At 61.6% G+C, this 21,264-nt stretch carries 19 protein-coding genes; 10 read left to right on the forward strand and 9 right to left on the reverse strand.

All coding sequences use genetic code 11. The annotated features are described in order from the left end of the window. Positions 1 to 67: 67 nt before the first annotated feature. Positions 68 to 2,023 carry an alpha/beta fold hydrolase gene (locus tag ACL9RI_RS25715; protein ID WP_422729311.1) on the forward strand — a complete coding sequence of 652 codons (1,956 nt, stop codon included), beginning with the start codon at positions 68 to 70 and terminating at the stop codon, positions 2,021 to 2,023. On the opposite strand, the gene ACL9RI_RS25720 is transcribed toward ACL9RI_RS25715, so the two are convergent. Beyond that, positions 2,020 to 3,699 carry a methyl-accepting chemotaxis protein gene (locus ACL9RI_RS25720; RefSeq protein WP_422729312.1) on the reverse strand — a complete coding sequence of 560 codons (1,680 nt, stop codon included), beginning with the start codon at positions 3,697 to 3,699 and terminating at the stop codon, positions 2,020 to 2,022. The genes ACL9RI_RS25715 and ACL9RI_RS25720 overlap by 4 nt on opposite strands. 212 nt (positions 3,700 to 3,911) lie before the next feature. Next, complete coding sequence (locus ACL9RI_RS25725) at positions 3,912 to 4,802, reverse strand: LysR family transcriptional regulator (RefSeq protein ID WP_422729313.1); 891 nt, start codon at positions 4,800 to 4,802, stop codon at positions 3,912 to 3,914. Positions 4,803 to 4,913: 111 nt separating this feature from the next. On the opposite strand from ACL9RI_RS25725, the gene ACL9RI_RS25730 reads away from it, so the two are divergent. Next, entirely contained in the window at positions 4,914 to 6,095 is a 1,182-nt protein-coding gene (locus tag ACL9RI_RS25730; RefSeq protein WP_422729314.1) for a serine hydrolase domain-containing protein, read from the forward strand. Next, a complete protein-coding gene (locus ACL9RI_RS25735) occupies positions 6,092 to 7,276 on the forward strand; it encodes an MFS transporter (protein WP_422729315.1) in 1,185 nt (394 codons plus the stop codon). The genes ACL9RI_RS25730 and ACL9RI_RS25735 overlap by 4 nt, the downstream gene beginning before the upstream one ends. On the opposite strand, the gene ACL9RI_RS25740 is transcribed toward ACL9RI_RS25735, so the two are convergent. The 3 genes from ACL9RI_RS25740 to ACL9RI_RS25750 all read right to left on the reverse strand — a co-directional run bounded on the left by ACL9RI_RS25740 (position 7,250) and on the right by ACL9RI_RS25750 (position 9,302). Continuing rightward, on the reverse strand, positions 7,250 to 7,783 hold the full coding sequence (locus tag ACL9RI_RS25740) for a DinB family protein (RefSeq protein WP_422729316.1): 534 nt from the start codon (positions 7,781 to 7,783) through the stop codon (positions 7,250 to 7,252). The genes ACL9RI_RS25735 and ACL9RI_RS25740 overlap by 27 nt on opposite strands. A 21-nt stretch (positions 7,784 to 7,804) precedes the next feature. Beyond that, positions 7,805 to 8,404 (reverse strand): MarC family protein, encoded by a 600-nt coding sequence (locus tag ACL9RI_RS25745; protein WP_422729317.1) that lies wholly within the window; start codon positions 8,402 to 8,404, stop codon positions 7,805 to 7,807. Positions 8,405 to 8,495: 91 nt separating this feature from the next. Beyond that, entirely contained in the window at positions 8,496 to 9,302 is an 807-nt protein-coding gene (locus ACL9RI_RS25750; RefSeq protein ID WP_422729318.1) for an AraC family transcriptional regulator, read from the reverse strand. A 96-nt stretch (positions 9,303 to 9,398) separates the two neighbouring features. Here ACL9RI_RS25750 and ACL9RI_RS25755 point away from each other — a divergent pair, with 96 nt between their 5' ends. Continuing rightward, entirely contained in the window at positions 9,399 to 10,313 is a 915-nt protein-coding gene (locus ACL9RI_RS25755; protein WP_422729319.1) for a DMT family transporter, read from the forward strand. Between the two features lie 380 nt (positions 10,314 to 10,693). Continuing rightward, positions 10,694 to 12,397: a methyl-accepting chemotaxis protein gene (locus ACL9RI_RS25760; RefSeq protein WP_422729320.1), complete on the forward strand. Its 1,704-nt coding sequence runs from the start codon at positions 10,694 to 10,696 to the stop codon at positions 12,395 to 12,397. A gap of 9 nt (positions 12,398 to 12,406) precedes the next feature. Here ACL9RI_RS25760 and ACL9RI_RS25765 read toward each other — a convergent pair whose 3' ends face one another. Beyond that, on the reverse strand, positions 12,407 to 13,567 hold the full coding sequence (locus tag ACL9RI_RS25765) for an AI-2E family transporter (RefSeq protein ID WP_422729321.1): 1,161 nt from the start codon (positions 13,565 to 13,567) through the stop codon (positions 12,407 to 12,409). A gap of 146 nt (positions 13,568 to 13,713) precedes the next feature. After that, on the reverse strand, positions 13,714 to 14,601 hold the full coding sequence (locus ACL9RI_RS25770; RefSeq protein ID WP_422729322.1) for an AraC family transcriptional regulator N-terminal domain-containing protein: 888 nt from the start codon (positions 14,599 to 14,601) through the stop codon (positions 13,714 to 13,716). A 172-nt stretch (positions 14,602 to 14,773) separates the two neighbouring features. Between ACL9RI_RS25770 and ACL9RI_RS25775 the strand changes: the two genes are divergently transcribed. Beyond that, positions 14,774 to 15,535, forward strand: coding sequence for an SDR family NAD(P)-dependent oxidoreductase (locus tag ACL9RI_RS25775; protein ID WP_422729323.1), 762 nt, complete (start codon positions 14,774 to 14,776; stop codon positions 15,533 to 15,535). 4 nt (positions 15,536 to 15,539) lie between these two features. On the opposite strand, the gene ACL9RI_RS25780 is transcribed toward ACL9RI_RS25775, so the two are convergent. Together ACL9RI_RS25780 and ACL9RI_RS25785 are read right to left on the reverse strand one after the other, a co-directional pair. After that, positions 15,540 to 16,118 (reverse strand): DUF1993 domain-containing protein, encoded by a 579-nt coding sequence (locus ACL9RI_RS25780; RefSeq protein WP_422729324.1) that lies wholly within the window; start codon positions 16,116 to 16,118, stop codon positions 15,540 to 15,542. Positions 16,119 to 16,199: 81 nt separating this feature from the next. Beyond that, a complete protein-coding gene (locus ACL9RI_RS25785; RefSeq protein WP_422729325.1) occupies positions 16,200 to 16,949 on the reverse strand; it encodes an SDR family NAD(P)-dependent oxidoreductase in 750 nt (249 codons plus the stop codon). Between the two features lie 211 nt (positions 16,950 to 17,160). Between ACL9RI_RS25785 and ACL9RI_RS25790 the strand changes: the two genes are divergently transcribed. The 4 genes from ACL9RI_RS25790 to ACL9RI_RS25805 all read left to right on the forward strand — a co-directional run bounded on the left by ACL9RI_RS25790 (position 17,161) and on the right by ACL9RI_RS25805 (position 21,257). Continuing rightward, on the forward strand, positions 17,161 to 18,084 hold the full coding sequence (locus tag ACL9RI_RS25790) for a LysR family transcriptional regulator (RefSeq protein WP_422729326.1): 924 nt from the start codon (positions 17,161 to 17,163) through the stop codon (positions 18,082 to 18,084). A gap of 183 nt (positions 18,085 to 18,267) precedes the next feature. Continuing rightward, entirely contained in the window at positions 18,268 to 19,725 is a 1,458-nt protein-coding gene (locus tag ACL9RI_RS25795) for an aldehyde dehydrogenase family protein (protein ID WP_422729327.1), read from the forward strand. Next, positions 19,725 to 20,189 carry a nuclear transport factor 2 family protein gene (locus tag ACL9RI_RS25800; protein WP_422729328.1) on the forward strand — a complete coding sequence of 155 codons (465 nt, stop codon included), beginning with the start codon at positions 19,725 to 19,727 and terminating at the stop codon, positions 20,187 to 20,189. The genes ACL9RI_RS25795 and ACL9RI_RS25800 overlap by 1 nt, the downstream gene beginning before the upstream one ends. 72 nt (positions 20,190 to 20,261) lie before the next feature. Then, on the forward strand, positions 20,262 to 21,257 hold the full coding sequence (locus ACL9RI_RS25805; RefSeq protein WP_422729329.1) for an AraC family transcriptional regulator ligand-binding domain-containing protein: 996 nt from the start codon (positions 20,262 to 20,264) through the stop codon (positions 21,255 to 21,257). Positions 21,258 to 21,264 lie beyond the last annotated feature (7 nt).

A 21,264-nucleotide genomic window follows, 5' to 3' on the forward strand; every position in this document is an offset into this window, starting at 1 on the left:
TCTGGCCTGCGCGTGGACACCTGTTCTGGCAGCGCCCGCCGCTGCGACGCAGACACTGGCGCCATGGTTGGCACGCAATGCTGCGCTGCCTGCTGCACCGAAAATAGCGCGCGAGGCATTCGAGCGCCGCCCCCGTTTGCACGCCGTGCGCCTGTCGCCAGACGGATTGTCAGTCGCGTATCTGGAGGGTGCGGGGGCACAGACCAGCTTGCATGTGCTCGATACGCGCACTCAAGGGGAACGGCGCCTGCTGGCCTCGGCAGGACAGGTGGCCTTGTTCTGGTCAGGCGATAGCCGTCTGCTGTTTTTAATCGCTCGTGACGGCGTCTCGGTGGTGTCGCTCGCCGATGGTAGCAGCCGCAAATTGTTCGCCTTCGACGGCAAGACCGAACATCAGTTATTTTCTGCCAGTCCCGGTCCCGGTCTCGGCCATGCACGGCATGTGCTGATCGATAGCCATGATGTCGCCCGCGCCAGCTATCGTCTGGAGCGCATGGATGGAGAAGGCCAGCGCGAGCTCTTGTACCAGGGTGAAAAACTTAAGGGTTTCTTGTTTGACGCCAGTGGTCAGCTGCAGTTTTCCATGGTCCGTGCCAGCGATGGCCGATTCGTCATCATGCGCCGTCAGGCCACGCGGTGGCAGGAGGTGCTGCGTTGCCTTCCTCTCGATGAGTGCACCTTGGTAGCGGCCACGCCCGATGGCGCGCGCCTGAGCATGCTCATGGCGCATGGCGGTGATCGCAGTGTGCTGGTAGAAATAGATCTGGCCCGTGGCACGCGGCGCGTGGTACTAGCCGACCGTGCTGCCCTGGCTGATATCCGCCGGGTGATTAGTGATCCAGAGCAAGCACCGCTATTTGCCATGCTTGAATCGCCCATGCTGCACCACGTCGGCCTGAGTGTTGTTGCGCGTCGCGCGGTGGCTGATATAGACCGTCAATTTGCTGAGGGGGGCGTCTTCATTGCAGCATCGGCTGGTGGCGCAACATTGTTGCTGACCGAAACCGGATCGCGCCTGAGCCAGGAGCGTTATTGGCTGTACGACAGCAGCCAGCGCAGCATGCGTGAAATTTTGCAGCGACAGCGCGCGGCAGATCAGCCATTGCCGCCAGCTCAACTGGCGCAGACCACTGCCATCCATTACCGTGCTTCGGATGGCATGCTGCTACACGGTTATCTGACCTTGCCACCGGGTAAGAACGCCAGGACGGTGCCCTTGTTGACCCTGGTCCATGGTGGGCCGTGGGAACGCGTCAACGCGACCTATACGCCGCTGGTGCAGTTGTTGGCGAACCGCGGTGTGGCCGTGTTCCATCCCAATTTTCGCGGCTCGGTCGGCTATGGCTTGCATTATCTCAAGGCGGCTGGCGCTGATCTGGGCAACGGCCGCGTGCAGGCTGATATTCTCGATGGCGTACAGTGGTTGTTGCAGCAGGGCGTCGGTGACAAACAAAGGCTGGCCATCGCTGGCCATTCCTTTGGCGGCTATGCGACCTTGCTGACGCTGACGCATCAGCCGACCATGTTCCAGTTTGGCATGGCGATAGCGCCACCGCCAGACTTGGCACGCACCTTGCGCAGGCTTGCGGCGATACCCGAGAGCGATGCTGGCCTGATGCTGAGCTTGCCGGAACTGGGCGTCGATGTGCAGGATGTGGCCATGATGGCGGCACTGGATGCCGCCGCGCCCGCGCGTCATACGGAGCAACTGCGCAGGCCGCTGCTGATCATGGCCGGCGCCAGGGATGGGCTGGTCGAGATTGCCGCAGTGACCGATTATGTCGCCCGGCTACAACTGGCGGGAAAACCCGTCAGCCTGCTGGTGGACCCGGACGAAGAGCACAATCCGCGCAAGCCCCTGTACCGTGAGGCTGCGCTGTATTTGCTCGAAGCATTGGTGCAGCGCTATCTGGGTGGACCTGAGCCTGCTGCACCGGGAGCGGAACTGGCTGATTATCTGCGGCAAACGCTCAAGGCCAGGCAGGCTGGGCCTTGGGTGCCAGTGACACCGTCATCCCGTTAAAACTCTTCCCATTCACTGTTGTGAGTGCGCGCTTGCGTGGCGGCAACGGCTTTGCGGGCTGGCGCTGGTGCTGCCTTGATCGCTGGCGCCGCACTGTTGCGTTCAGTTTTCGCTTTCTGTGTCGTCACGGCATTGCCGGTCTTGAAGAAGCCGACTACCTGCGCCAGTTCAGCGGCTTGCTCCTGCATGCTGTGCGAGGCGGCTGCCGCTTCTTCCACCAGGGCGGCGTTTTGTTGCGTGACTTCATCCATCTGGGCAATCGCCATATTGATTTGCTCGATGCCGACGGTTTGCTCGTGCGTGGCCGAGGTGATCTCGCCCATGATGTCGGTCACGCGCACGATGCTGTCGACGATGTCGCCCATGGTCTGGCCCGCTTCATTGACGAGGCGCGAGCCGGTGTCCACGTTGCTCACCGAGGCGGCGATCAGTTCCTTGATTTCCTTGGCGGCCGAGGCCGAACGGTGGGCCAGGTTGCGCACTTCGGTGGCAACGACGGCAAAGCCGCGTCCCTGTTCGCCCGCGCGCGCCGCTTCCACCGCCGCGTTCAGGGCCAGGATATTGGTCTGGAAGGCGATGCCGTCAATCACGCCGATGATGTCGACAATCTTGCGTGACGATGCATTGATGCTGCCCATGGTGTCGACTACTTGCGAGACGATATGGCCGCCGCGCACCGCCACCTCGGAAGCGCTCCTGGCCAGCTGGTTGGCCTGGCGTGCATTGTCCGCGTTCTGTTTCACGGTCGAGGTCAGCTCTTCCATTGAGGACGCGGTTTCTTCCAGCGCACTGGCTTGTTCTTCTGTGCGCGAAGACAGGTCGTAGTTGCCGGCGGCAATTTCGCCCGATGCCGTGGCGATCGCGTCCGTACCCTGGTGCACGCGCGCCACCACGCCCAGCAAGCTGTCGTTCATGGTTTTCAGCGCTTGCAGCAAGCGGCCCGTTTCATCGCTGGCATTGATGACGATGTTCGATGATAAATCACCGGAAGCCACCGTTTCGGCCACGGCCACGGCCGCGTTGATCGGCTGCGTGATCGAACGCGTGATGATCCAGGCCACAAAGGCGCCCAGCAGCACGGCCACGCTGCCCAGGATAATCATGGTGGTGCGCGCGCTGCTGCTCAGCGTTTCGGCATCGGCCGCCGCGTCTGCCACTTGCTCGCCTTCATACGCCACCAGCTTGTCGAGCGTGTCGAGTACGCGTTTCAGGGCAGGCGCCGCCTGTTGGGTCAGGATCCCGGCCGCTTCTTCCGTCTGGCCTGCCTTGCGCAGTTCGATCACCTTGTTGTTCAGCGGTGCACCCGCTTTCAGGGCGGCGTCCAGTTCGCTCATCAAGGCCGCTTCCTTGTCGGTCGCCACCTTTTTAAGCAACTGTTCCTTGGCCGCACCATAGTGCTGGCGCGCCTCGCCTATCTTTGTTTGTTCCGTCTGCACCAGCGCGTCCGTGGGCGCGACCACCAGGCTGGTGATGGCCAGGGTGATATTGCGCACGTTGTCGCTCATGGTGTTGGCCAGCGCTGTCTTGACGTTCTTGTCTGCAACGATGTCATGGGTGCGGCCGCTCAATTGCGCCATCGAATACAGGCCGACCAGCAATACCGCTACCAGCAAGCCCAGCACGATGGTAAATCCAATGCCAAGGCGGGTGCCGATTTTATAATGATTGAGTGACATGATTGCTTTCGTGTTTCTGGAATAAAGAGGAAAACCGGCCGATGACGCCAGGGCGCTACGGGTTTGTACGTAGCGTGGCCAGTCCGTAATTGTTCCTGAAAATTCCGTGTGGCAATACTGTTAATTGTCGGTAATCCAAGAAAAGTGAAAAGATAGGCAGCAAATGAAATAGCTTGTCGTATGGAAACAACGAGAGAGGTGCTGAAGCGAACTCAGCCTTTTTGAAAAACGTGCTCCGCCAGGAAATCGATCAAGGCGCGGAGCTTGGGCGACACATGGCGGCTGCCTGGCCACAGGATGCGGAAAGCGCCTGTGTGCTGTGTGTGCTGGGCCAGCACGGGCAGCAAGCGGCTAGCCTCGCGTGCGGTGCGCACGGCAAAGTCGGGCAGGGCAGCCAGGCCCAGGCCGCTTTCGGCAAAGTGCAGCAAGGTGTCGACATTGTTGCAACTGAGTACGGTGGGCAGGCCGGCGGCCAGCAAGCTGCTCCATGCCGGCAGCGGCCAGGCTTCAATCTTGCCGCTGCTGGGAAATTTATACAGCAGGCACGTGTGCCGGGCCAGGTCTGCCGGCGCGGCTGGCGTTCCATGCCGGGCCAGGTAGGCGGGCGAAGCCACGATCTGCAGCTGGAACAGGCCCAGTTGCCGGCTCATCAAGCGGCTGTCGGCGCTTTCGCCCGCCCGCACCACGGCGTCATAACCTTCCTCGATCACATCGACCCGGCGGTCAGTAAAATCCAGGTCCAGTTCCACTTGCGGATAAGCGCGGACGAAGGCGGCCAGCACGGGATTAAGCAAGCTGCCGACCAAGGGCAGGCTGACTTTCAAACGCCCCTGCGGCGCATTCTTGCTATTCGACAGTTCCAGTTCCGCCGCTTCGATTTCACCGAGGATGCGCCGGCAGCGTTCCAAAAAAACGCTGCCTTCGCTGGTCAGCGTGATGCTGCGCGTATTGCGGTGAAACAGGCGCACGCCCAAGCGCTCTTCCAATCTAGCAATGCTTTTGCCGATGGCCGAGGCCGATATGCCCAGCACGCGCCCGGCCGCCACGAAACTGCGTGTTTCCGCCGCCTGCACGAAAGCCGAGAAGCCTGCCAGATTATCCAAGGTGTTCTTTCGATTGCGGATGCCAACGTCCGCTGTGAAAGAAACTATAGCCTATTTTTCTTTGATGACGATGGTTTTACCCTGTCAGCCTGTCCATTTACAAGGCTCATCATGTCCATCGATCTTTCTCCCGTCACTCTGTCATCCCGCATCGACACGCTGTTGGATACTGTCGTGCAGCAGCAGCGCCTGGTGGGCGCCGTGGTGCTGGTGCGCCACCAGGGTCGCGAAATTTACCGGCGCGCGGCCGGCTACCTGGACCGCGAAGCGCAGCTTTCCATGCGCGCCGATGCGCTGTTCCGCCTGGCGTCCGTCAGCAAACCGATCGTGTCGACGGCCGCGCTGGCGCTGGTGGGCCAGGGCCGTCTGGGCCTCGATGACCTGGTAGCTCGCTGGCTGCCGTATTTCCAGCCGCGCCAGCCGGATGGCGCCGTGGCAAGAATTACCGTGCGCCATCTGCTGACGCATACGGCAGGCCTCGACTATGGCTTTTTCCAGCCGCCCGCTGGGGCGTATGCGCAGGCGGGCGTGTCGGACGGCATGGATGCGCTCGTGATCACGCTGGAAGACAACCTGCGCCGCCTGGCAACGGTGCCGCTGGCCTATGCGCCCGGTGAGCGCTGGGCGTATTCGATCGCCACCGATGTGCTGGGCGCCATCATCGAGCAAGCGGCGGACTTGCCACTGGCACAGGCGGTGCGCAGTTTGGTGACGGCGCCGCTGGACATGCACGACACCGGTTTTATTGCCGTCGACCCGGCGCGCCTGGCCGTGGCCTATGCCGACCGCACGGCGCCCGATGCATTGCCGCGCCGGCTACGCGATACGGGTGACGACCATCTGCCGTTTTTGGAAGGCATGGCAGGTTTCCAGCTGTCGCCGGCGCGCGCCCTGAATCCACAAGTCCATGCGTCGGGCGGCGCCGGCATGGTCGGTTCGGCCGATGACTTCATGCGCTTGCTGGAAACGCTGCGCCTGGGTGGCGCACCGTTGTTGCCGTCCAGCCTGGTCGACCAGCTGGGCACTAGCCAGACCGGTAGTTTTGAACTGCCTTTCTGGCCCGGACGCGGTTTTGGCCTGGGCTTTACCGTGCTGAACGATCCGCAGCTGGCGGCCACGCCGGAAGCGGCCGGCACCTGGCGCATGGGCGGCACCTATGGCCATTCCTGGTTTGTCGATCCGGCCCGCGAATTATCGGTGGTGGCGTTCACGAATACGGCGCTGGAAGGCATGGCGGGGCCTTTCGTAGGCGAACTGTGCCAGGCCGTGTATGGCGTCAAGGAAACGCCATGATGCGCCCGCAGCCGATTGTTTTTCTCGCGCTGGGCCTGTTTGGCCTGTATTGCATCGAGTTTGGCGTGGTCGGTATCTTGCCGATGATCATGCAGCGTTTCCAGGTCACGGCCGCGCAGGCGGGCTGGCTGGTCAGCCTGTTTGCCCTGGTGATCGCAGCGGGCGGCCCTTTCCTCGTCTTGCTGGCCACGCGCTGGCGCCGCAAGCGCGTGCTGCTGGTCTCCTTGTGTGTGTTCGCGCTGGCCAGCCTGGTGTCGGCGTATGCGCCCCGTTTTGAATGGCTGCTGGCGCTGCGCATGGTGCCGGCCCTGTTCCACCCCGTGTATTTTTCGCTGGCGATGGTGGCGGCCGCGGCCCTGTATCCGCCGCAGCAATCGGCGCAGGCCAGTGCGCATGCCTTTGTCGGCACCAGCCTGGGCATGGTGCTGGGCATACCGCTCACCACCTGGATCGCGGCCCAGTATGGTTATGAATCTTCCTTCCTCGCCTGCGCGCTGGTGAATATATTCGCCGCGCTGGGATTGTGGCGTTATTTACCCGATACGCCGCAGGAAAAACCCATGGCCTATGGCCGCCAGCTGGCCATCCTGCGCAAGGGGGCGCTGTGGCTCAATATCATCGCGGCCGTGCTGGTGTTTGCCGCCATGTTTTCCGTGTATGCGTATGCGGCCGCTTACCTGGAACAGGTGACGGGCTTGAGTCCGCGCCAGACGGGTTCGATCCTGGTGGTGTTTGGCGTGGGTGGCGTGGCCGGCAACTTGCTGGCAGGGCGTATGCTGGGCACCCAGGTATTGCGCACGGTGCTGTTGCAACCTTTGTTGCTGGGGCTGGCGTATGGGTTGCTGTACCGTTATGCGGGCGCAGGCATAGGTTGGATGGGGCTGGCCGTACTGGCGCTGTTCTGGGGCGCGGCGCATACGAGCGGGCTGATCGTCACGCAAGTATGGCTCAGCGGCGAAGCGCAGGACGCGCCCGCGTTTGCCATCGGCGTGTATATCGCCGCCATCAACCTGGGCGTGACGGTGGGCGCGCTAGCCGGCGGCCTGGCGATTGCCCGCTATGGCATGCAGGGGGCGATCGCCAGCGGCGTGCTGTTTGCCGCGCTGGCGCTGGGGGTGATCGTGTTCAAGGCCTGGCGCTACCGCGTGCCAAGCTTACAGATGGTTGGGAATGCGGAATAGCAGGTCGGTGTCGCCCAGGTCCATGCCCGCTTGCGACAGCAGGGTACTGGCCTGGCCCCGGTGATGGGTCTGGTGATTAAAGAAATGCATCAGCAGGCCAAAGAACTGGCGCCGGTTCGGTCCCTTGCTGTTGCGGTAGTCCAGCAAATGATCCAGGTCCACTTCCGTGATGGAGGCGGTCCAGTCGACGATCTGCTGGTCCAGCCAGTGCCGGTGGGCTTGCATGGCGGCAAAGTCATCGAACAGGGGCTGGGTCAGCGAGGTGGGTGGGGTGAGGGCGCGGATGGGGTCCAGCAGCGGGAAACCGGCCGGGTGGGCGGCGAAGCGTTGCAGCCATAGCGTGTCGCCCGCCATCACATGGTTCAGGGTGCCCAGCAGGGAACCAAAGAAGGCGCCCCGCTCGCGCTGCAATTCGCCGGGCGGCAAGCTGGCCGCCGCCGCGTAGACCTTGGCGTTCATCCACTGGTTGTAATCGGCCATCAGGCAGAGGTGGGCGCAACGGCTCATGGTCTGGCTCCCTGGACCAGGCTAGACGGATTTCAGGAAGGCGCGTATGCCGGCCAACAACATTTCGATGGCCATCGCCGTCAGGATCAAGCCCATCAGGCGTTCGAAGGCCGTCATCACGCGTGGCCCCAATGCCCGCTGCAGGCGTTCGGCGCACAGGAAGACGGCCAGCCAGACCAGGGCTACGGCCGTCAAGCCTGCTACGTGGGCGACCACTTCGCTCACTTCATGCGAGGAAAACAGCAGCACGGTAGCCAGCGCGGACGGGCCCGCCAGCGCGGGAATGGCCAGCGGCACGATGAACGGTTCGCCCGCCATGTCGTGGTCGCTATTGCCATTGCTCGGTTGCGGGAACACCATGCGCATGGCGATCAGGAACAGGATCACGCCGCCGCCGATGCGCAGCGCGATTTCCGACAATTGCATGGCTTTCAGGAAGTGGCGGCCGAAGAACATAAACAGCAGCAAGATGCCGAAGGCGATCATGCATTCGCGCACCACGACTTTCCAGCGGCGTTCGACAGGAACACGTTTCAGGGCGTTGACGAAAAGGGAAACGTTGCCAAAGGGATCAGTAACGAGCAAAAGCAAAATAAAGGTCTGGAAGAAATTCTGTGTCATGTTGGTGCCGAAAGAAGGGGGAAACCGTCACCGGATGGGTGCGGTTCGTCAGGCTTGCGATGATATCAAGCGCGTCGGCAATCGCCCATGTTTATTGATGCATAGCAGCATTTTTTTTGGCGATGGAGGCGGTCGGCTGGTAAAACGCCGTCGGCGTGGTGCCAAAATGTTTTTTGAACATGGCGGCAAACGCGCTCTGGCTGGTGTAGCCATTGTCCAGCGCCACGTCGATCACCTTGCCGCCGCGCGCCAGCTGCTCCAGCGCCCGCAGCAGCCTGGCTTGCTGGCGCCAGTGGCCGAAGCGCATGCCCGTTTGTTTCTGGAATAAGCGGTGCAGGCTGCGCGTGGTGATGCCCAGCTGGCTGGCCCAGTCCTCTACCGTCGCATGTTCGCCCGGCTTGTCCAGCAACTGGCTGCACACGCTGCGCAGGCGCGGATCGGCGGGCACCGGCAAATACAGGGGCAGCACGGGCAGGCTGTCGAGTTCATGCAACAGCAGTTGCAGCAGATGCCAGTCGCGGCCCCCTTCGGCAAAGTCCGGCGCGATATCGATGGCCGCCAGGATCAGCTGGCGCAGCAGGGGGCTGACCTCCAGCACGCAGCTATGGCGCGGCAACAGCGGCGAATGGGCGCAATCGACGAACACCGTGCGCATCCTGACCTCGCCGCTCATGCGGATCTGGTGTTCCACGCCCGCCTGCAGCCATACGCCGCGCGTGGGCGGCACCACCCAGCGCCCATCCTGCGTCTCGATGGTCATCACGCCATCGGTGGCGTAGATCAATTGCGCATGCGTATGCCGGTGCACGGAAATCACGTGACCGTGCGGGTAATCAACAGCCAGCGCCATGGCGCGCGTGTTGACGGGGATCAGGACTTGATAATCAGCAATTTGCACGATATGTCACTTTTGCGATAGATGCAGACATCTTAGCGCGAGAAGGCGGACCACGGTTGCGGCATGATGGTTTTCCATTATTCCTGGAGCCTGACAATGCCTGTCCGTGCATATATATACCCCTTTCTTGCCATGTTGCTGTGGGCCGGCAACGTGATCGTCTCCAAGCTGGCCGCTTCCAGCATCGCCCCCACCGCCATCACCTTTTACCGGCTGGTGCTGGTGCTACTGATAATGACGCCGTTTATCGTCCGCCCGCTATGGCGCAATCGCACCGTGCTGCGGCGCCACTGGTGGCAGCTGGCCGTGTGCGGCCTGATGTCGATGGCGCTGTTCCAGAGCTTGTCCTACCGGGCGGCCGACAGCACCACCGCCACCAATATGGCCATCGTCACGGCGCTGGCGCCGTTGATGACGGCTATCCTCAGCGTGCTGCTGCTGGGCGAGCGCCTGACAGTCGGCATGGCGGCCGGCGGCGTATTGTCGTTTGGCGGCTTGCTGTACCTGGTCGGACGCGGCGATGTGCTGGCGCTGCTGCACCAGGGCGTGCATGCGGGCGATGCACTGATGCTGCTGGCGACCCTGATCTTTGCCCTGTACGGCGTCTTGCTGCGCCGCTGGCGTTTATCCGTGCCGCCCTGGCAAATGATTTATTGCCAGGCGCTGGCCGCCCTGCTGTGCATGCTGCCGTTTTTCCTGCTGCTGCCAGCGGGCCGGGCTGCGCTCGACGCCACCACCTTGCCGCTGATCGGCTACGCGGGCATCGGCTCGTCCATCGTGTTATCGTTTTTGTGGATACAGGGGGTGAAATGGCTGGGACCCAACCGTTGCAGCATCTACGTCAATCTGTTGCCCATCCTGACGGCATTGCTGGCGATCGTCTGGCTACATGAAAGCATGCACGGCTATCACCTGGTCGGCGGCGGCATCTCCCTGCTGGGCGTGCTGCTGGCGCAAACGGTGCAGCGGCCCCTGTTTGCGCGGCGTGCGGACGTGTCGGGAATTGCTTGAGTGTCCGGCCATGTAGCTGAGGAAAGCCTGTTTTGATTTCAATAGCATAAATGGCGTTCCGCTACGACCCCGGAACGTCATTCTGCTTAAAAAACATCAGCTTCCGGTGACAAAGTGTGAAAATTGATTGTGGATATTGCTACTGATAATTTTTCCCTGTATCTTGAAATCAGGAAATAAAAACCGGGTCAACCTCTACCCCGTTACCCTGAATTTTTTCTCCTTATCGATCTGAGCGGGCCGCCTTCCCCCCTGCTGCCGCAGACGCTCCATCGACCGAATTTGTCCTGAACAAGTCATTCACATCCTCGTCTATTGGACGTTTCTTTGTTGCCGGAGAAACGCGGGGATGGTTGCGCCCTTACACTAGGAAAAATTGCATGTTCTCCAGAATCACAATAAAGATGCGCCTGATCGTCACCATGACCGTGCTGGGGCTGTTGATCGCTGTCCTGGGCGCCATGAGCATCATCAGCCTGAAGTCGGCCAATGCCAGCTTGAACGAGGTGTACACCAACCAGCTTGCTTCCACCCAAGCGATCGGCGAATCGCAAATTGCGCTGGGCCGTGCCCGCTTCACGATAGACCGGGTGGTATTGCACCCGGATGGCAGCGACGTCAAGGATACCCTGGGCCGCGCAACGCAATTCATCGCAGACTCGAACAAGGCATGGAAAGTGTATCTTGCCTTGCCGCAAAGCCCGGCAGAAAAGCGCTTGTCCGACGATATGGACAAAAAACGTCTCGATTACCTCAACAATGGCTTGCTGGTGCTGGACAAGGCTTTGCGTGAAGGCAAGGCCGAAGAGGCAGACCGCATGATGATGACCGGCCTCTCGTCGCTCTACCGTACACTGAACGACGCGGCCGAAGCCTTGACCCAGTTCCAGGTCACATCAACCGCCCAGATGTATGCGGACAGCCAGTCCCGCTACCGTACCCAGGTGGGCCTGGCGATTGCCGGCATCGTGGCGGGCCTGTTGATCATCGTGATTTCCAGCGTGCTCTTGCTGCGCGCCATTTTCGGCCCGCTGGAGCAAGCCCTGCGCCATTTCGGCGCGATTGCCGAAGGCAACCTGGCCAATACCATCGTCATCACGCGCCGCGATGAAATGGGACAATTACTGGACGGTTTGCACCAGATGCAGGACCGTTTGTCGAACACGGTGCGCGGCGTGCGCGATGGCAGCGGCGCGATTGCCACCGCCAGCAATGAAATTGCCTCGGGCAACCTCGATTTGTCCAGCCGCACGGAACAGCAAGCGTCTAGCCTGGAAGAAACAGCCTCGTCGCTGGAAGAGCTGACCTCGACCGTCAAGCAGAATTCCGACAATGCGCGCCAGGCCAATCAGCTGGCCGTGTCGGCGTCGGATGTGGCCGTCAAGGGCGGCGCACTGGTGGCGCAGGTGGTCACCACCATGGGCAGCATCAGCGCCTCGTCGAAAAAGATTGCCGACATTATCGGCGTGATCGATGGCATCGCCTTCCAGACGAATATCCTGGCCTTGAACGCGGCGGTGGAAGCGGCGCGCGCCGGCGAGCAGGGGCGCGGCTTTGCCGTAGTGGCCACCGAAGTGCGCAACCTGGCGCACCGCTCGGCCAGCGCAGCCAAGGATATCAAGCTGCTCATCGAAGCGTCGGTGCAGAACGTGGATGCCGGTAGCGAGCTGGTCACTCAGACGGGCAGCACGATGGAAGAAATCGTCGCCAGCATCCGCCGCGTGACGGACATCATGGCCGAGATCAGCGCTGCGGGCCGCGAGCAGGAAATGGGCATCGGCCAGATCAACCAGGCCGTGGCGGAAATGGATACCGTGACGCAGCAGAATGCGGCGCTGGTGGAAGAAGCGGCCGCTGCGTCCGCCGCGATGCAGGAACAGGCGGCGGCGCTGTCGGCCATGGTCAGCATCTTTAAAGTTGATGCTGGACATGGCGGGCGGCCTGCGGTGCGCACATCGCCCGCGCCGTCAGCGCCGCCAGCGGCCAGGCGCGCGCCGCTGCCAAGTCCGGCCAGGAAACTGGCCGTCAGGCCGCGTGCTGCCAAACAGGTGGCCGACAGCAGCGGCGAGTGGGAAGAGTTTTAATGCATTAAATTAAAGATCCAGCGTGGCGGCGCCAGGCGCATCCTGCAGCGCCGCCGCTTTTTCCGCTGCTTTTTCCGCTTCCCTGGCGCGTTTTTCTGCCGCCGCCTGTTCTGCTTTCTCCATCGCATCATGACGCAGTTGCAAGGCCGCCCGGGCGCGCACGAAGACAATCTTGATCGCTGCCATTACCGGCACCGACAGGAAGATGCCGACCACGCCGCCGAGCTGGTCGCCGGCCAGCAAGCCGACGATCACCATCAGCGGACTCACTTCCACGCCTTCGCTCATCAAATACGGATTGACCACATAATCCTGGAACAGACGGTAGGCGGCGATAAAGCCGATCAGCCAGAACACATGGTCGAAACCGCTGAAGCCGGCCACGACCACGGCCAGGATGGCGGCCGCCAGCGGACCGGCAAACGGGATGAATTCCAGCAAGGCGGCGGCGCCGGCCAGCAGCAGGCTGTACGGTACGCCCATCAGCGAAAACGCCACGCTGTAGGAAATGAAGGTGGCGATCGACAGCAGCAGCAAGGCGCGCACATAGCGCGACAGCAAGATGTCGAGGTCTTCGATGATGGCGCCCCATAATTTCTTGTTGGGGCGGTTCAGCAACGACAGCAGGCCGTCGCGCATGTCCGGGCCTTCCTTGATCAGCAAAAAGCTCAGCACGGGCACCAGCACCAGATAGATCAGGTTGCTGGCCGCATGCATCACCGTCAAGCCCAGCTCCTTGGCCAGGGGCATGGCTTGTCCCGTGCCACTGCTCAATTGTTCCTGGATAAACGCCAGCAAACGGGCGCGCAAAGGTTCCATGAATTCCGGCAGGGGGATACGCTCGGCAAAATTGCTGCCTTTGAGCAAGGTCGGCAGCTGTGCGCTGAGTTTGCTTGCTTCTTCCTCGATACGCGTGCCGAAAATGGAACCCAGTATCGCCACCAGCAAGATAACGACCAGAAACACGATCCCGATGGCCGCCGTGCGCGGCAAGCGCTTCGGTCCATACCGTTCCAGCAGCTCGACCAGCGGATACACGAGATAGCTGAAGAAAATCGCAAACACCACCACGATCAGGGTTGATGCAACACGGTAAGTCAGGTACAGCAGCAGGGCGACCAGGAAAGCCGTCCATACCATCTTGGCGACACGCAAGTTAAAACCGAACATAAAAGTTCCTTAGGCAGAATGGCTACGCAAGCGTGGCTGAGCTTGAAGTGAGGGGCGGGCAGGGCAGGGATCGGGCACCGCCGCACGATCGGAAATCATACCGCAGAATAATAAAATGCCATGCTCTTATGCGGTATGGAAATTATTTACCTGGATACCTGTGCCGGTTCGCGGCTCGGTGGCGTGCCAAACATGCGTGTGTATTCACGGCTGAATTGCGACGGGCTTTCATAACCGACCTGGTAGGCGGCCTGCGAGGCGTTGGCCGCGCGCGTGACGAGCAGCCGCCGCGCCTGCAGCAGGCGCAGCTGTTTTTGATATTGCAGCGGCGTCACCGAGGTGATGGTCTTGAAATGCGCGTGGAACGAGGAGGGACTCATGCCGGCCAGCGCCGCCAGCCGCTCGATGCCGATCGGCTGGTCAAATTCCTTGCGCATGACGTGGATGGCTTCGGCGATGCGCAGGGTGTTGCTGTTGGGCGCCACCAGCCGGCGCAATTGTTCGCCTTGCGGCCCGCACAGCAGCCAGTAATACAGTTCGCGCAGCAGCGACGAAGCCAGCACGGGAATGGCGCGCGGCTGTTCCAGCAGCTGCATCAGCCGCAAGGCGCAATCGGCCGCTTGACCAGAAAAATTGCCGATAAAGATACCCAGGCTGCTGGGCGCATGGACTGGCGGCGCTTGATCGAGTTGCCGCACGACATCTTGCAGCAGCGCCACGTCGATATCGAGTATCAAGGCCAGGAAGGGTCTATCGGCACTGCCTTGCGTCACCCTGCCGATAATAGGCAAGTCCACGCTGACCACCAGGTATTCCATGGGGCCGTAATCGAAGACGGTATCGCCGAGCATCACCTGCTTGGCGCCTTGCACCGTCATGCACAAGTTCGGCGTGTAGAGCGTATAGCTGGGCAAGGTATGCTGGCCGATGCGCATCAGTTTCAAGGACGCGATAGCGGTTTCATGGAAGCCGCCCGTCTCCGCATGGGTATCGGTATAGCGGGTGATGGCGGCGGCGAGCGGGGAGGAAGACATGGCGGCTGTGCGTGAACAGTTGACTGTTTTTTGAGCACCCATCGTAACGTGCTGCAGCGCCAGCCCGCAAGCGGTTTGGAGTTTCAGGCAAGTTATTCAGAGTTTTGCAGATTCCTGCCCGCGGCGATAAAACGCACACTGGTTTCCTCGATTTCTCTTTCAGGAAACTATCATGTCACACACTGCCAACATTGCCCTGATTACCGGCGCCAGCCGTGGCCTGGGCCGCAATACTGCGATGCACCTCGCCAAAAAAGGCGTCGATATCATCCTGACCTACCATGCAAACCGTGGCGAGGCCGACGCCGCAGCCGCTGAAATCAGCGCACTGGGCCGCCGCGCCGCCGTGTTGCAGCTCGATAGCGGCGACGTTGCCAGCTTCGCCCGCTTTGCCGCAGAAACCCGGGCCGTCTTGGCCGGCTGGGGCTGCGACCGCTTCGATTACCTGGTCAACAACGCCGGCACGGGCGTATGGGCGCCATTTGCCGAGACCAGCGAGGCCGATTTCGACCACCTGATGAACATCCATTTCAAGGGCGTCTATTTCCTGACGCAAAAATTATTGCCATTGATCAGCGATGGCGGGCGCATCGTCAATGTATCGAGCGGCCTGGCCCGTTTCACCTTGCCCGGTTTTTCCGCTTACGCGGCGATGAAGGGCGCGGTCGAAGTGCTGACGCGCTACCAGGCCAAGGAGCTGGGTGCGCGCGGCATCCGCGTCAACACCGTGGCGCCAGGCGCGATCGAAACCGATTTTGCCGGCGGCAGCGTGCGCGACAATCCCGAAGTCAACCGCCACACGGCCTCGCAAACAGCCCTGGGCCGCGCCGGCTTGCCCGACGACATAGGCCCGATGATCGCCTCGCTGCTGTCGGACGATAACCGCTGGATCAATGGCCAGCGCATCGAGGTGTCGGGTGGGGCTTATCTGTAAGCATTTATTTTAAGGTGGCCGTGCCGGCGGGTTGCCAGCCAAAGAAGCTGGTCACTGGCGGGCTGACGTAGGACAGGCTATCGGAGCCGATATAGTCGCGTTTATTGAGCTGGCAGCCGTTGTGGCGCAGGATGTTGTGTGCCGTCGTGATGTGGAAAAAGAAGTTCGGCAGCAAGAATGTCAGCAGATAGACATCGCCGCGCATGACGCCGTTGATGCTGCGAAAGCGCAGTTCGTTGGTGCGGCTGGCGCTGCCTTCCAGTTGTGCTGGCGTGATGGTTTCCAGGAAAGCGACGGTCCTGGCCACGCGTTCCTGTAATTCTTCGAGCGTGGTTTCGGTATCGGCGAAGTTGGGGCCGGCGATCCCGGCCAGGCGGGCCGCGCCCCCCTTGGCATTGTCGCTGGCGCGTTGTACCTGGCCCGCCAGCGGCAGCATGTCCGGCGCCAGGCGCGCCTGCAGCAGCACCGAGACGGGAATATTCTTTTCAGCCGCATAGGCTGCCGCCTTGTCGAGGTAGCGGGACATGATGCCCAGGCCGCGGATCAAGACCGGGATGGAGGCATCGTACATGGAGAGGGACATGATGGTTCCTGTTATCTTGCTTGTTGAGAAAGTGCCGGCGGTCGAGCACCTGCACCGTCAGGCGCAAGTGCTTGATGACACTTAGACTTGGGCCATGCCGCCGTCCACCGGCAGGTCGATACCGGCGATGAAGCTGCTTTCATCGGACGCCAGGAACAGGGCGGCCGCCGCGATTTCCTGCGCTTGGCCCATGCGGCCCAGTGGCACCTGGGTAGCGAAGAAGGCGCGCACCTGGTCGGCGCCTTCCTTGGTCTCCGCCTGGCTGTCGATCATCGGCGTGTCGACCGGCCCTGGGCTCAGGGTGTTGACGCGGATGCCGCGCTCTTTCAGTTCCATGGTCCAGGTGCGCACGAAGGAACGTACGGCCGCCTTGGTGGCGCTGTAGGTGGCGTAGCCAGGGAAACCCTTGCTCGATACGATAGACGAGACCACGATGATGGCGCCGCCCTTGCCCATCAGTGGCAAGGCTTTTTGCACGGTGTAGAACACGCCCTTGGCATTGATGTTGAAGGTCTTGTCGAAGTGCGTTTCGTTCGCGTCAAGGGTGGACTTGGGTTCCACGATGCCGGAGTTCGCCACCACGATGTCCAGCTGGCCTTTTTCGGCCTGGATGGTAGCGTACAGGCGGTCCAGGTCGGGCAGGCTGGTGACGTCGCCTTGCACGGCGGTCACGTTGCTGCCGATCAGTGCGACTGCCTTGTCCAGCTCCGACTGGCGGCGGCCCGTGATGTAGACGTAGGCGCCTTCCTGGACGAAACGTTGCGCCGTTGCCAGGCCGATGCCGCTGCTGCCGCCCGTGATGACGGCGACTTTACCTTGAAGATTACTCATGTCGATACTCCCTTAATGGTCAGGTGAAGGGCTTGCTTGCGAGGGCCAGGTTTGCCTTGCATCCAAGCTAGCCATGAAGCAAGTATCGGGGCGGGGCCAGCCGCCGATAAGACCATCCAGCCGTATAATGCCTATGCATCAGAGGCATGAATGCATATGGTAGTGGCAGTAGCTATAGCTAAAGGAGCATCAATTGGATCGTCTGTTACTCATGCAATGTTTTGTACGGGCGGTGGAAACGGGCAGCTTTTCGGCCGTGGCGCGCGAGCTGGGCACGGGGCAACCGAATGTGAGCCGCAACATTGCGGCGCTGGAACAGCATCTCGGTACGCGGCTGCTGCACCGTTCCACCCGCAAGCTGACGATGACGGCGGAAGGCGAGCGCTACTATGCGGAAGTGCGGCAGGTGCTCGATGCGATCGCCGAAGCCGAGTCCAATGCCAGGGGGGAAGACAAACCGGGCGGCTTGCTGAGAGTGAGTTGCCCCACTTCCCTGGGCCGCACCCAGCTGCTGCCGTGGGTGGTAACATTTCTGGAACAGCATCCCGGGATGGAAGTCGACGTGCAGATCAGCGACCGCTTCATCGATATGGTGGAAGACGGTATCGACCTGGCCATCCGCATCGGCACCTTGAAGGACAGCAACCTGCGCGCCCGGCGTATCGGCGCGTCCGAGCGCGTGTGTGTCGCCAGCATTGCTTACCTGCAAAAAAATCCGGCGCCGAAGTTGCCGGCAGACCTGGCGCAGCATAACTGCATCGCGTATACCCTGTTTTCCGCCGGCGCCTCCTGGCTGTTCAGCGATGGCGAGGTGCCGATCAAGGGCAGCCTGAAGTCCAACACGCTCGATGGCGTGTACCAGGCCGTGATCGATGGCCTGGGCATCGGTTATGGTCCCCTGTGGATGTTCGAGGACGCCGTGCGCCGTGGTGACGTGCAGCTGCTGCTGACGGACTTCAGTCCGCCGCCGGTGCCGATCCAGATCGTCTATTCTGCCGCCAGGCTGCTGCCGCGCAGGGCCAGCCTTTTCATGGATTTTTTTTCTGAAGCATTCAAAAACCAGCCATCGCTGAATGAGGGCGCCTTGCAGAAGTTGCTGGCTAGCCAGGGGGACGCCGACAGCTTTACCGCTTGATGTGGGGAGATAAAAAGCAGCAATGCAGTTTGGCACTATGCGATGTAACTTTGGCGCGATCCGATTGGCGCGTGGCGTAAAGCAGCTTTACTCTTGACCTGTCCACCGTCAGTGGGCCGCAAGAAGGGTTCACTTTACGGGGCTATCGTCCCTTTGCTGCCCCTCATTCCATAAAGGTTAGCCATGAACACATCTGTTGCAAAAGATACGATCCAGACCATCACCACCCATTATATCGACGGCGCTTTCGTCGAGTCGCACGGCCGTGAAGTCGTCGACATCATCCGCCCCACCGACCGCGCCGTCATCGGCCGCGCCACCCTGGCCGACGAGGAAGATACGCGGCGCGCCATCGCCGCCGCCCGGCGCGCCTTCCCCGGCTACAGCCAGTCCAGCAAGGAAGAGCGCGTGCGCATCCTGCGCCGCCTGCATGCCGCCACCTCGGCGCGCGTGGACGACCTGACCGCCGCCATGGTGGAAGAATATGGCGGCGTGGTGCAGTTTTCCCGCTTGATCGTGGAAGCCGGCATCAACGCTTTCCAGGCAGCCGAAATCGCCCTGCAAGACATGCCGCTGGAAAGCAGCTGGGGCACCACCAAAGTCACCCAGGAAGCGGTCGGCGTCGCCGGTTTGATTACCGCCTGGAATGCCAACGCCCTGTTCATTTGCCTGAAACTGGCCTCGGCCGTGGCCGCCGGTTGTACCGTCGTCGTCAAGCCCAGCGAATTGTGCTCGCTGCAAACCCGCGTCTTGCTCGAAGCGCTGCACGCAGCCGATTTGCCCAGGGGCTTGCTCAACGTGGTAATCGGCCGGGGCGACGTGGTCGGTGCGGAACTGGTGCGCCACCCGGACGTGGACAAGATCTCGTTTACGGGGTCGGTGGCAGTTGGCCAGCACATCATGCGCGAAGGCGCGGCCACCATGAAGCGCGTCACCCTGGAACTGGGCGGCAAGTCGCCTACCATCGTGCTGGACGACGCCGAGCTGGGCCAGGCGATCCCGTCGGCCCTGATCATGGCTTTCCTGAACAGCGGCCAGGCGTGCGCCGCCGGCACGCGTTTGCTGGTGCCGCGCCGCCGCCTGGAAGAAGTCAGACAAGTCACGAAAGAAGTGATGCGCGCGTTTGCCGTCGGCAACCCGGCCGACCCGAAGACGGCGATCGGGCCGATGGTGTCGCTCAACCAGTATGAGCGCGTGCAGTCATATATCCGCAAGGGTATCGAAGAAGGCGCCGAAGTGCTGGTCGGCGGCCTTGGCCATCCGCAAGGTTTTGAAGCCGGTTATTTCGTGAAACCGACCGTCTTCGTCAACGTACAAAACGAGATGACGATCGCCCAGGAAGAAATCTTCGGCCCCGTGCTGGCCATCATTGCCTACGACACGGACGAAGACGCGATCCGGATCGCCAACGATTCCAATTACGGCTTGCATGCCGCCGTGATCGGCACCGACTTGCCGCGCGCACGCCGCGCGGCCACACAATTGCGCGCCGGCCGCGTTGTCATCAATAATATGGCGGACGATCCGCAAGCGCCCTGGGGCGGATTCAAACACTCCGGTGTCGGCCGCGAATATGGCCGCTACGGCATTGAAGCTTACCTTGAACCACGCGCCATCCTCGAAGCCAAAGGAGCATTCTAATGAGCAAACATATCACCATATCCCCCGCAGAAGCGGCAGATCGCCTGGCCATCCGTGAACTGGTCGAAGCCTACGCCTATTGCGCCGACCGCCGCGATGCCGAAGGCCAGATGGCCCTGTTCACGGAAGACACCCATTTCGTGGTGTTCATGAACGCCAAGGACCCGACGCCATCGATGGACTTGCACACGCGCCAGGACCTGGCCCCCGTGTTTGCGGCATTGAACCAGTACGACGCCACCACCCACTTCATCGGCCAGAGCACGATCTTGACCTTGACGGGCGACAAGGCCACCGGCGTGGCCTATTGCCTGGCGCACCATGTGACGGTGGCCGACGGCAAGCGCCGCCTGATGATCGCCTCGATCCGCTACCACGACAGCTTCGTGAAAGCGGATGGCGTCTGGCTGTTCTCGGAGCGCCAGTTATTAGTTGACTGGGTGGATGAGCGCCCCCTCGCCTAATCCGGATGGTCAGCAGCATCATGTTACTGTAGCTGCTGCTGGCCTTTTTCTACTATTTTTTTGATCCCTGCGATGGCTGACCGCGTCCCCATCCCCATGGTGCTGTTCGAGCATCTTGCGCACACCGGCCTTGATGTCGATGCCGTCCTGCGCCTGGCAAAACTGCCGCGCTCGCGCTTTAATGTTGCCAGGCCGGAAGGCACGACGGCCGAATTTTTCGCCTTGTGGCGTGCCGTCGAACAAACCGCCGCCGACCCCGGCCTGGGCTTGCAGCTGGGGCATGCTGCGCTGACCGATGAAGAAAACGTGGCCTCGCTGGCCGCCCTGCATTCGAATACCCTGGGTGAAGGCTTGGAGCGCCTGGCCCGCTACAAGCGCCTGGTGTGTCCGGAAAAAGTCTGGCTTGATATTGCGCAAGGCGAAGCACGTTTGCGCTTTCAATGGCTGCTGGCCCATGAAGAGCCGCCAGCGCTGTTGACTGACCTGATCTTTGCCGGCATCGTCAAAGTCGCCCAGCAAGGCACGAATACCGCCGTCAAGCCGCGCCGCATCGAACTGACCCGTGCGCCCGCGCACGAAGCCATGCTGCAGCAGCATTTCGGCTGCGAAATCTGCTTCGACGCCCCGCACGACGTGATGGTCTTCGACGAAGCCGCGCTGGCGCTGCCCATGGTCAAGCGCAATGCCCAATTCCTGGCGATTTTATTGCCGGGGCTCGATCTTGCGTTATCGAACAATGACGCCAGCCGCACCCTGGTCGATGACGTGCGCGACGCGCTGGTCGAAGCGATGGCTGGCGAACGTCCTGCCATCTCAAAAATCGCCAAGGCGCTCGGCATGAGCGTGCGCACCCTGCAGCGCCGCCTGGGCGAACTGGGCACCACCCACCAGGACTTGCTCGACCAAGTGCGTCACCAATCGGCCCGCCGCTTGCTGAAAGCCACCAGCCTGGGCATAGGCGAAGTAGCCTTTTTGCTGGGCTACGAGGAAGTCAACTCGTTCACCCGGGCGTTTCACCTGTGGGAAGGCGTGACGCCGGCGGGGTGGCGAGCGAACGCCGCAGCGTGAGCTGCCC

Source organism: Janthinobacterium sp. Mn2066, assembly GCF_049319705.1.
Classification (GTDB): Bacteria; Pseudomonadota; Gammaproteobacteria; order Burkholderiales; family Burkholderiaceae_D; genus Janthinobacterium.

What these genes read in the sequence shown, in the direction of transcription:
- ACL9RI_RS25720 (WP_422729312.1), bottom strand. Translation starts at nt 3,699, where the DNA reads ATGTCACTCAATCATTATAAAATCGGCACCCGCCTTGGCATTGGATTT.
- ACL9RI_RS25730 (WP_422729314.1), top strand. Translation starts at nt 4,914, where the DNA reads ATGTCCATCGATCTTTCTCCCGTCACTCTGTCATCCCGCATCGACACG.
- ACL9RI_RS25735 (WP_422729315.1), top strand. Translation starts at nt 6,092, where the DNA reads ATGATGCGCCCGCAGCCGATTGTTTTTCTCGCGCTGGGCCTGTTTGGC.
- ACL9RI_RS25740 (WP_422729316.1), bottom strand. Translation starts at nt 7,783, where the DNA reads ATGAGCCGTTGCGCCCACCTCTGCCTGATGGCCGATTACAACCAGTGG.
- ACL9RI_RS25745 (WP_422729317.1), bottom strand. Translation starts at nt 8,404, where the DNA reads ATGACACAGAATTTCTTCCAGACCTTTATTTTGCTTTTGCTCGTTACT.
- ACL9RI_RS25755 (WP_422729319.1), top strand. Translation starts at nt 9,399, where the DNA reads ATGCCTGTCCGTGCATATATATACCCCTTTCTTGCCATGTTGCTGTGG.
- ACL9RI_RS25760 (WP_422729320.1), top strand. Translation starts at nt 10,694, where the DNA reads ATGTTCTCCAGAATCACAATAAAGATGCGCCTGATCGTCACCATGACC.
- ACL9RI_RS25765 (WP_422729321.1), bottom strand. Translation starts at nt 13,567, where the DNA reads ATGTTCGGTTTTAACTTGCGTGTCGCCAAGATGGTATGGACGGCTTTC.
- ACL9RI_RS25770 (WP_422729322.1), bottom strand. Translation starts at nt 14,601, where the DNA reads ATGTCTTCCTCCCCGCTCGCCGCCGCCATCACCCGCTATACCGATACC.
- ACL9RI_RS25775 (WP_422729323.1), top strand. Translation starts at nt 14,774, where the DNA reads ATGTCACACACTGCCAACATTGCCCTGATTACCGGCGCCAGCCGTGGC.
- ACL9RI_RS25780 (WP_422729324.1), bottom strand. Translation starts at nt 16,118, where the DNA reads ATGTCCCTCTCCATGTACGATGCCTCCATCCCGGTCTTGATCCGCGGC.
- ACL9RI_RS25785 (WP_422729325.1), bottom strand. Translation starts at nt 16,949, where the DNA reads ATGAGTAATCTTCAAGGTAAAGTCGCCGTCATCACGGGCGGCAGCAGC.
- ACL9RI_RS25790 (WP_422729326.1), top strand. Translation starts at nt 17,161, where the DNA reads ATGCAATGTTTTGTACGGGCGGTGGAAACGGGCAGCTTTTCGGCCGTG.
- ACL9RI_RS25795 (WP_422729327.1), top strand. Translation starts at nt 18,268, where the DNA reads ATGAACACATCTGTTGCAAAAGATACGATCCAGACCATCACCACCCAT.
- ACL9RI_RS25800 (WP_422729328.1), top strand. Translation starts at nt 19,725, where the DNA reads ATGAGCAAACATATCACCATATCCCCCGCAGAAGCGGCAGATCGCCTG.
- ACL9RI_RS25805 (WP_422729329.1), top strand. Translation starts at nt 20,262, where the DNA reads ATGGCTGACCGCGTCCCCATCCCCATGGTGCTGTTCGAGCATCTTGCG.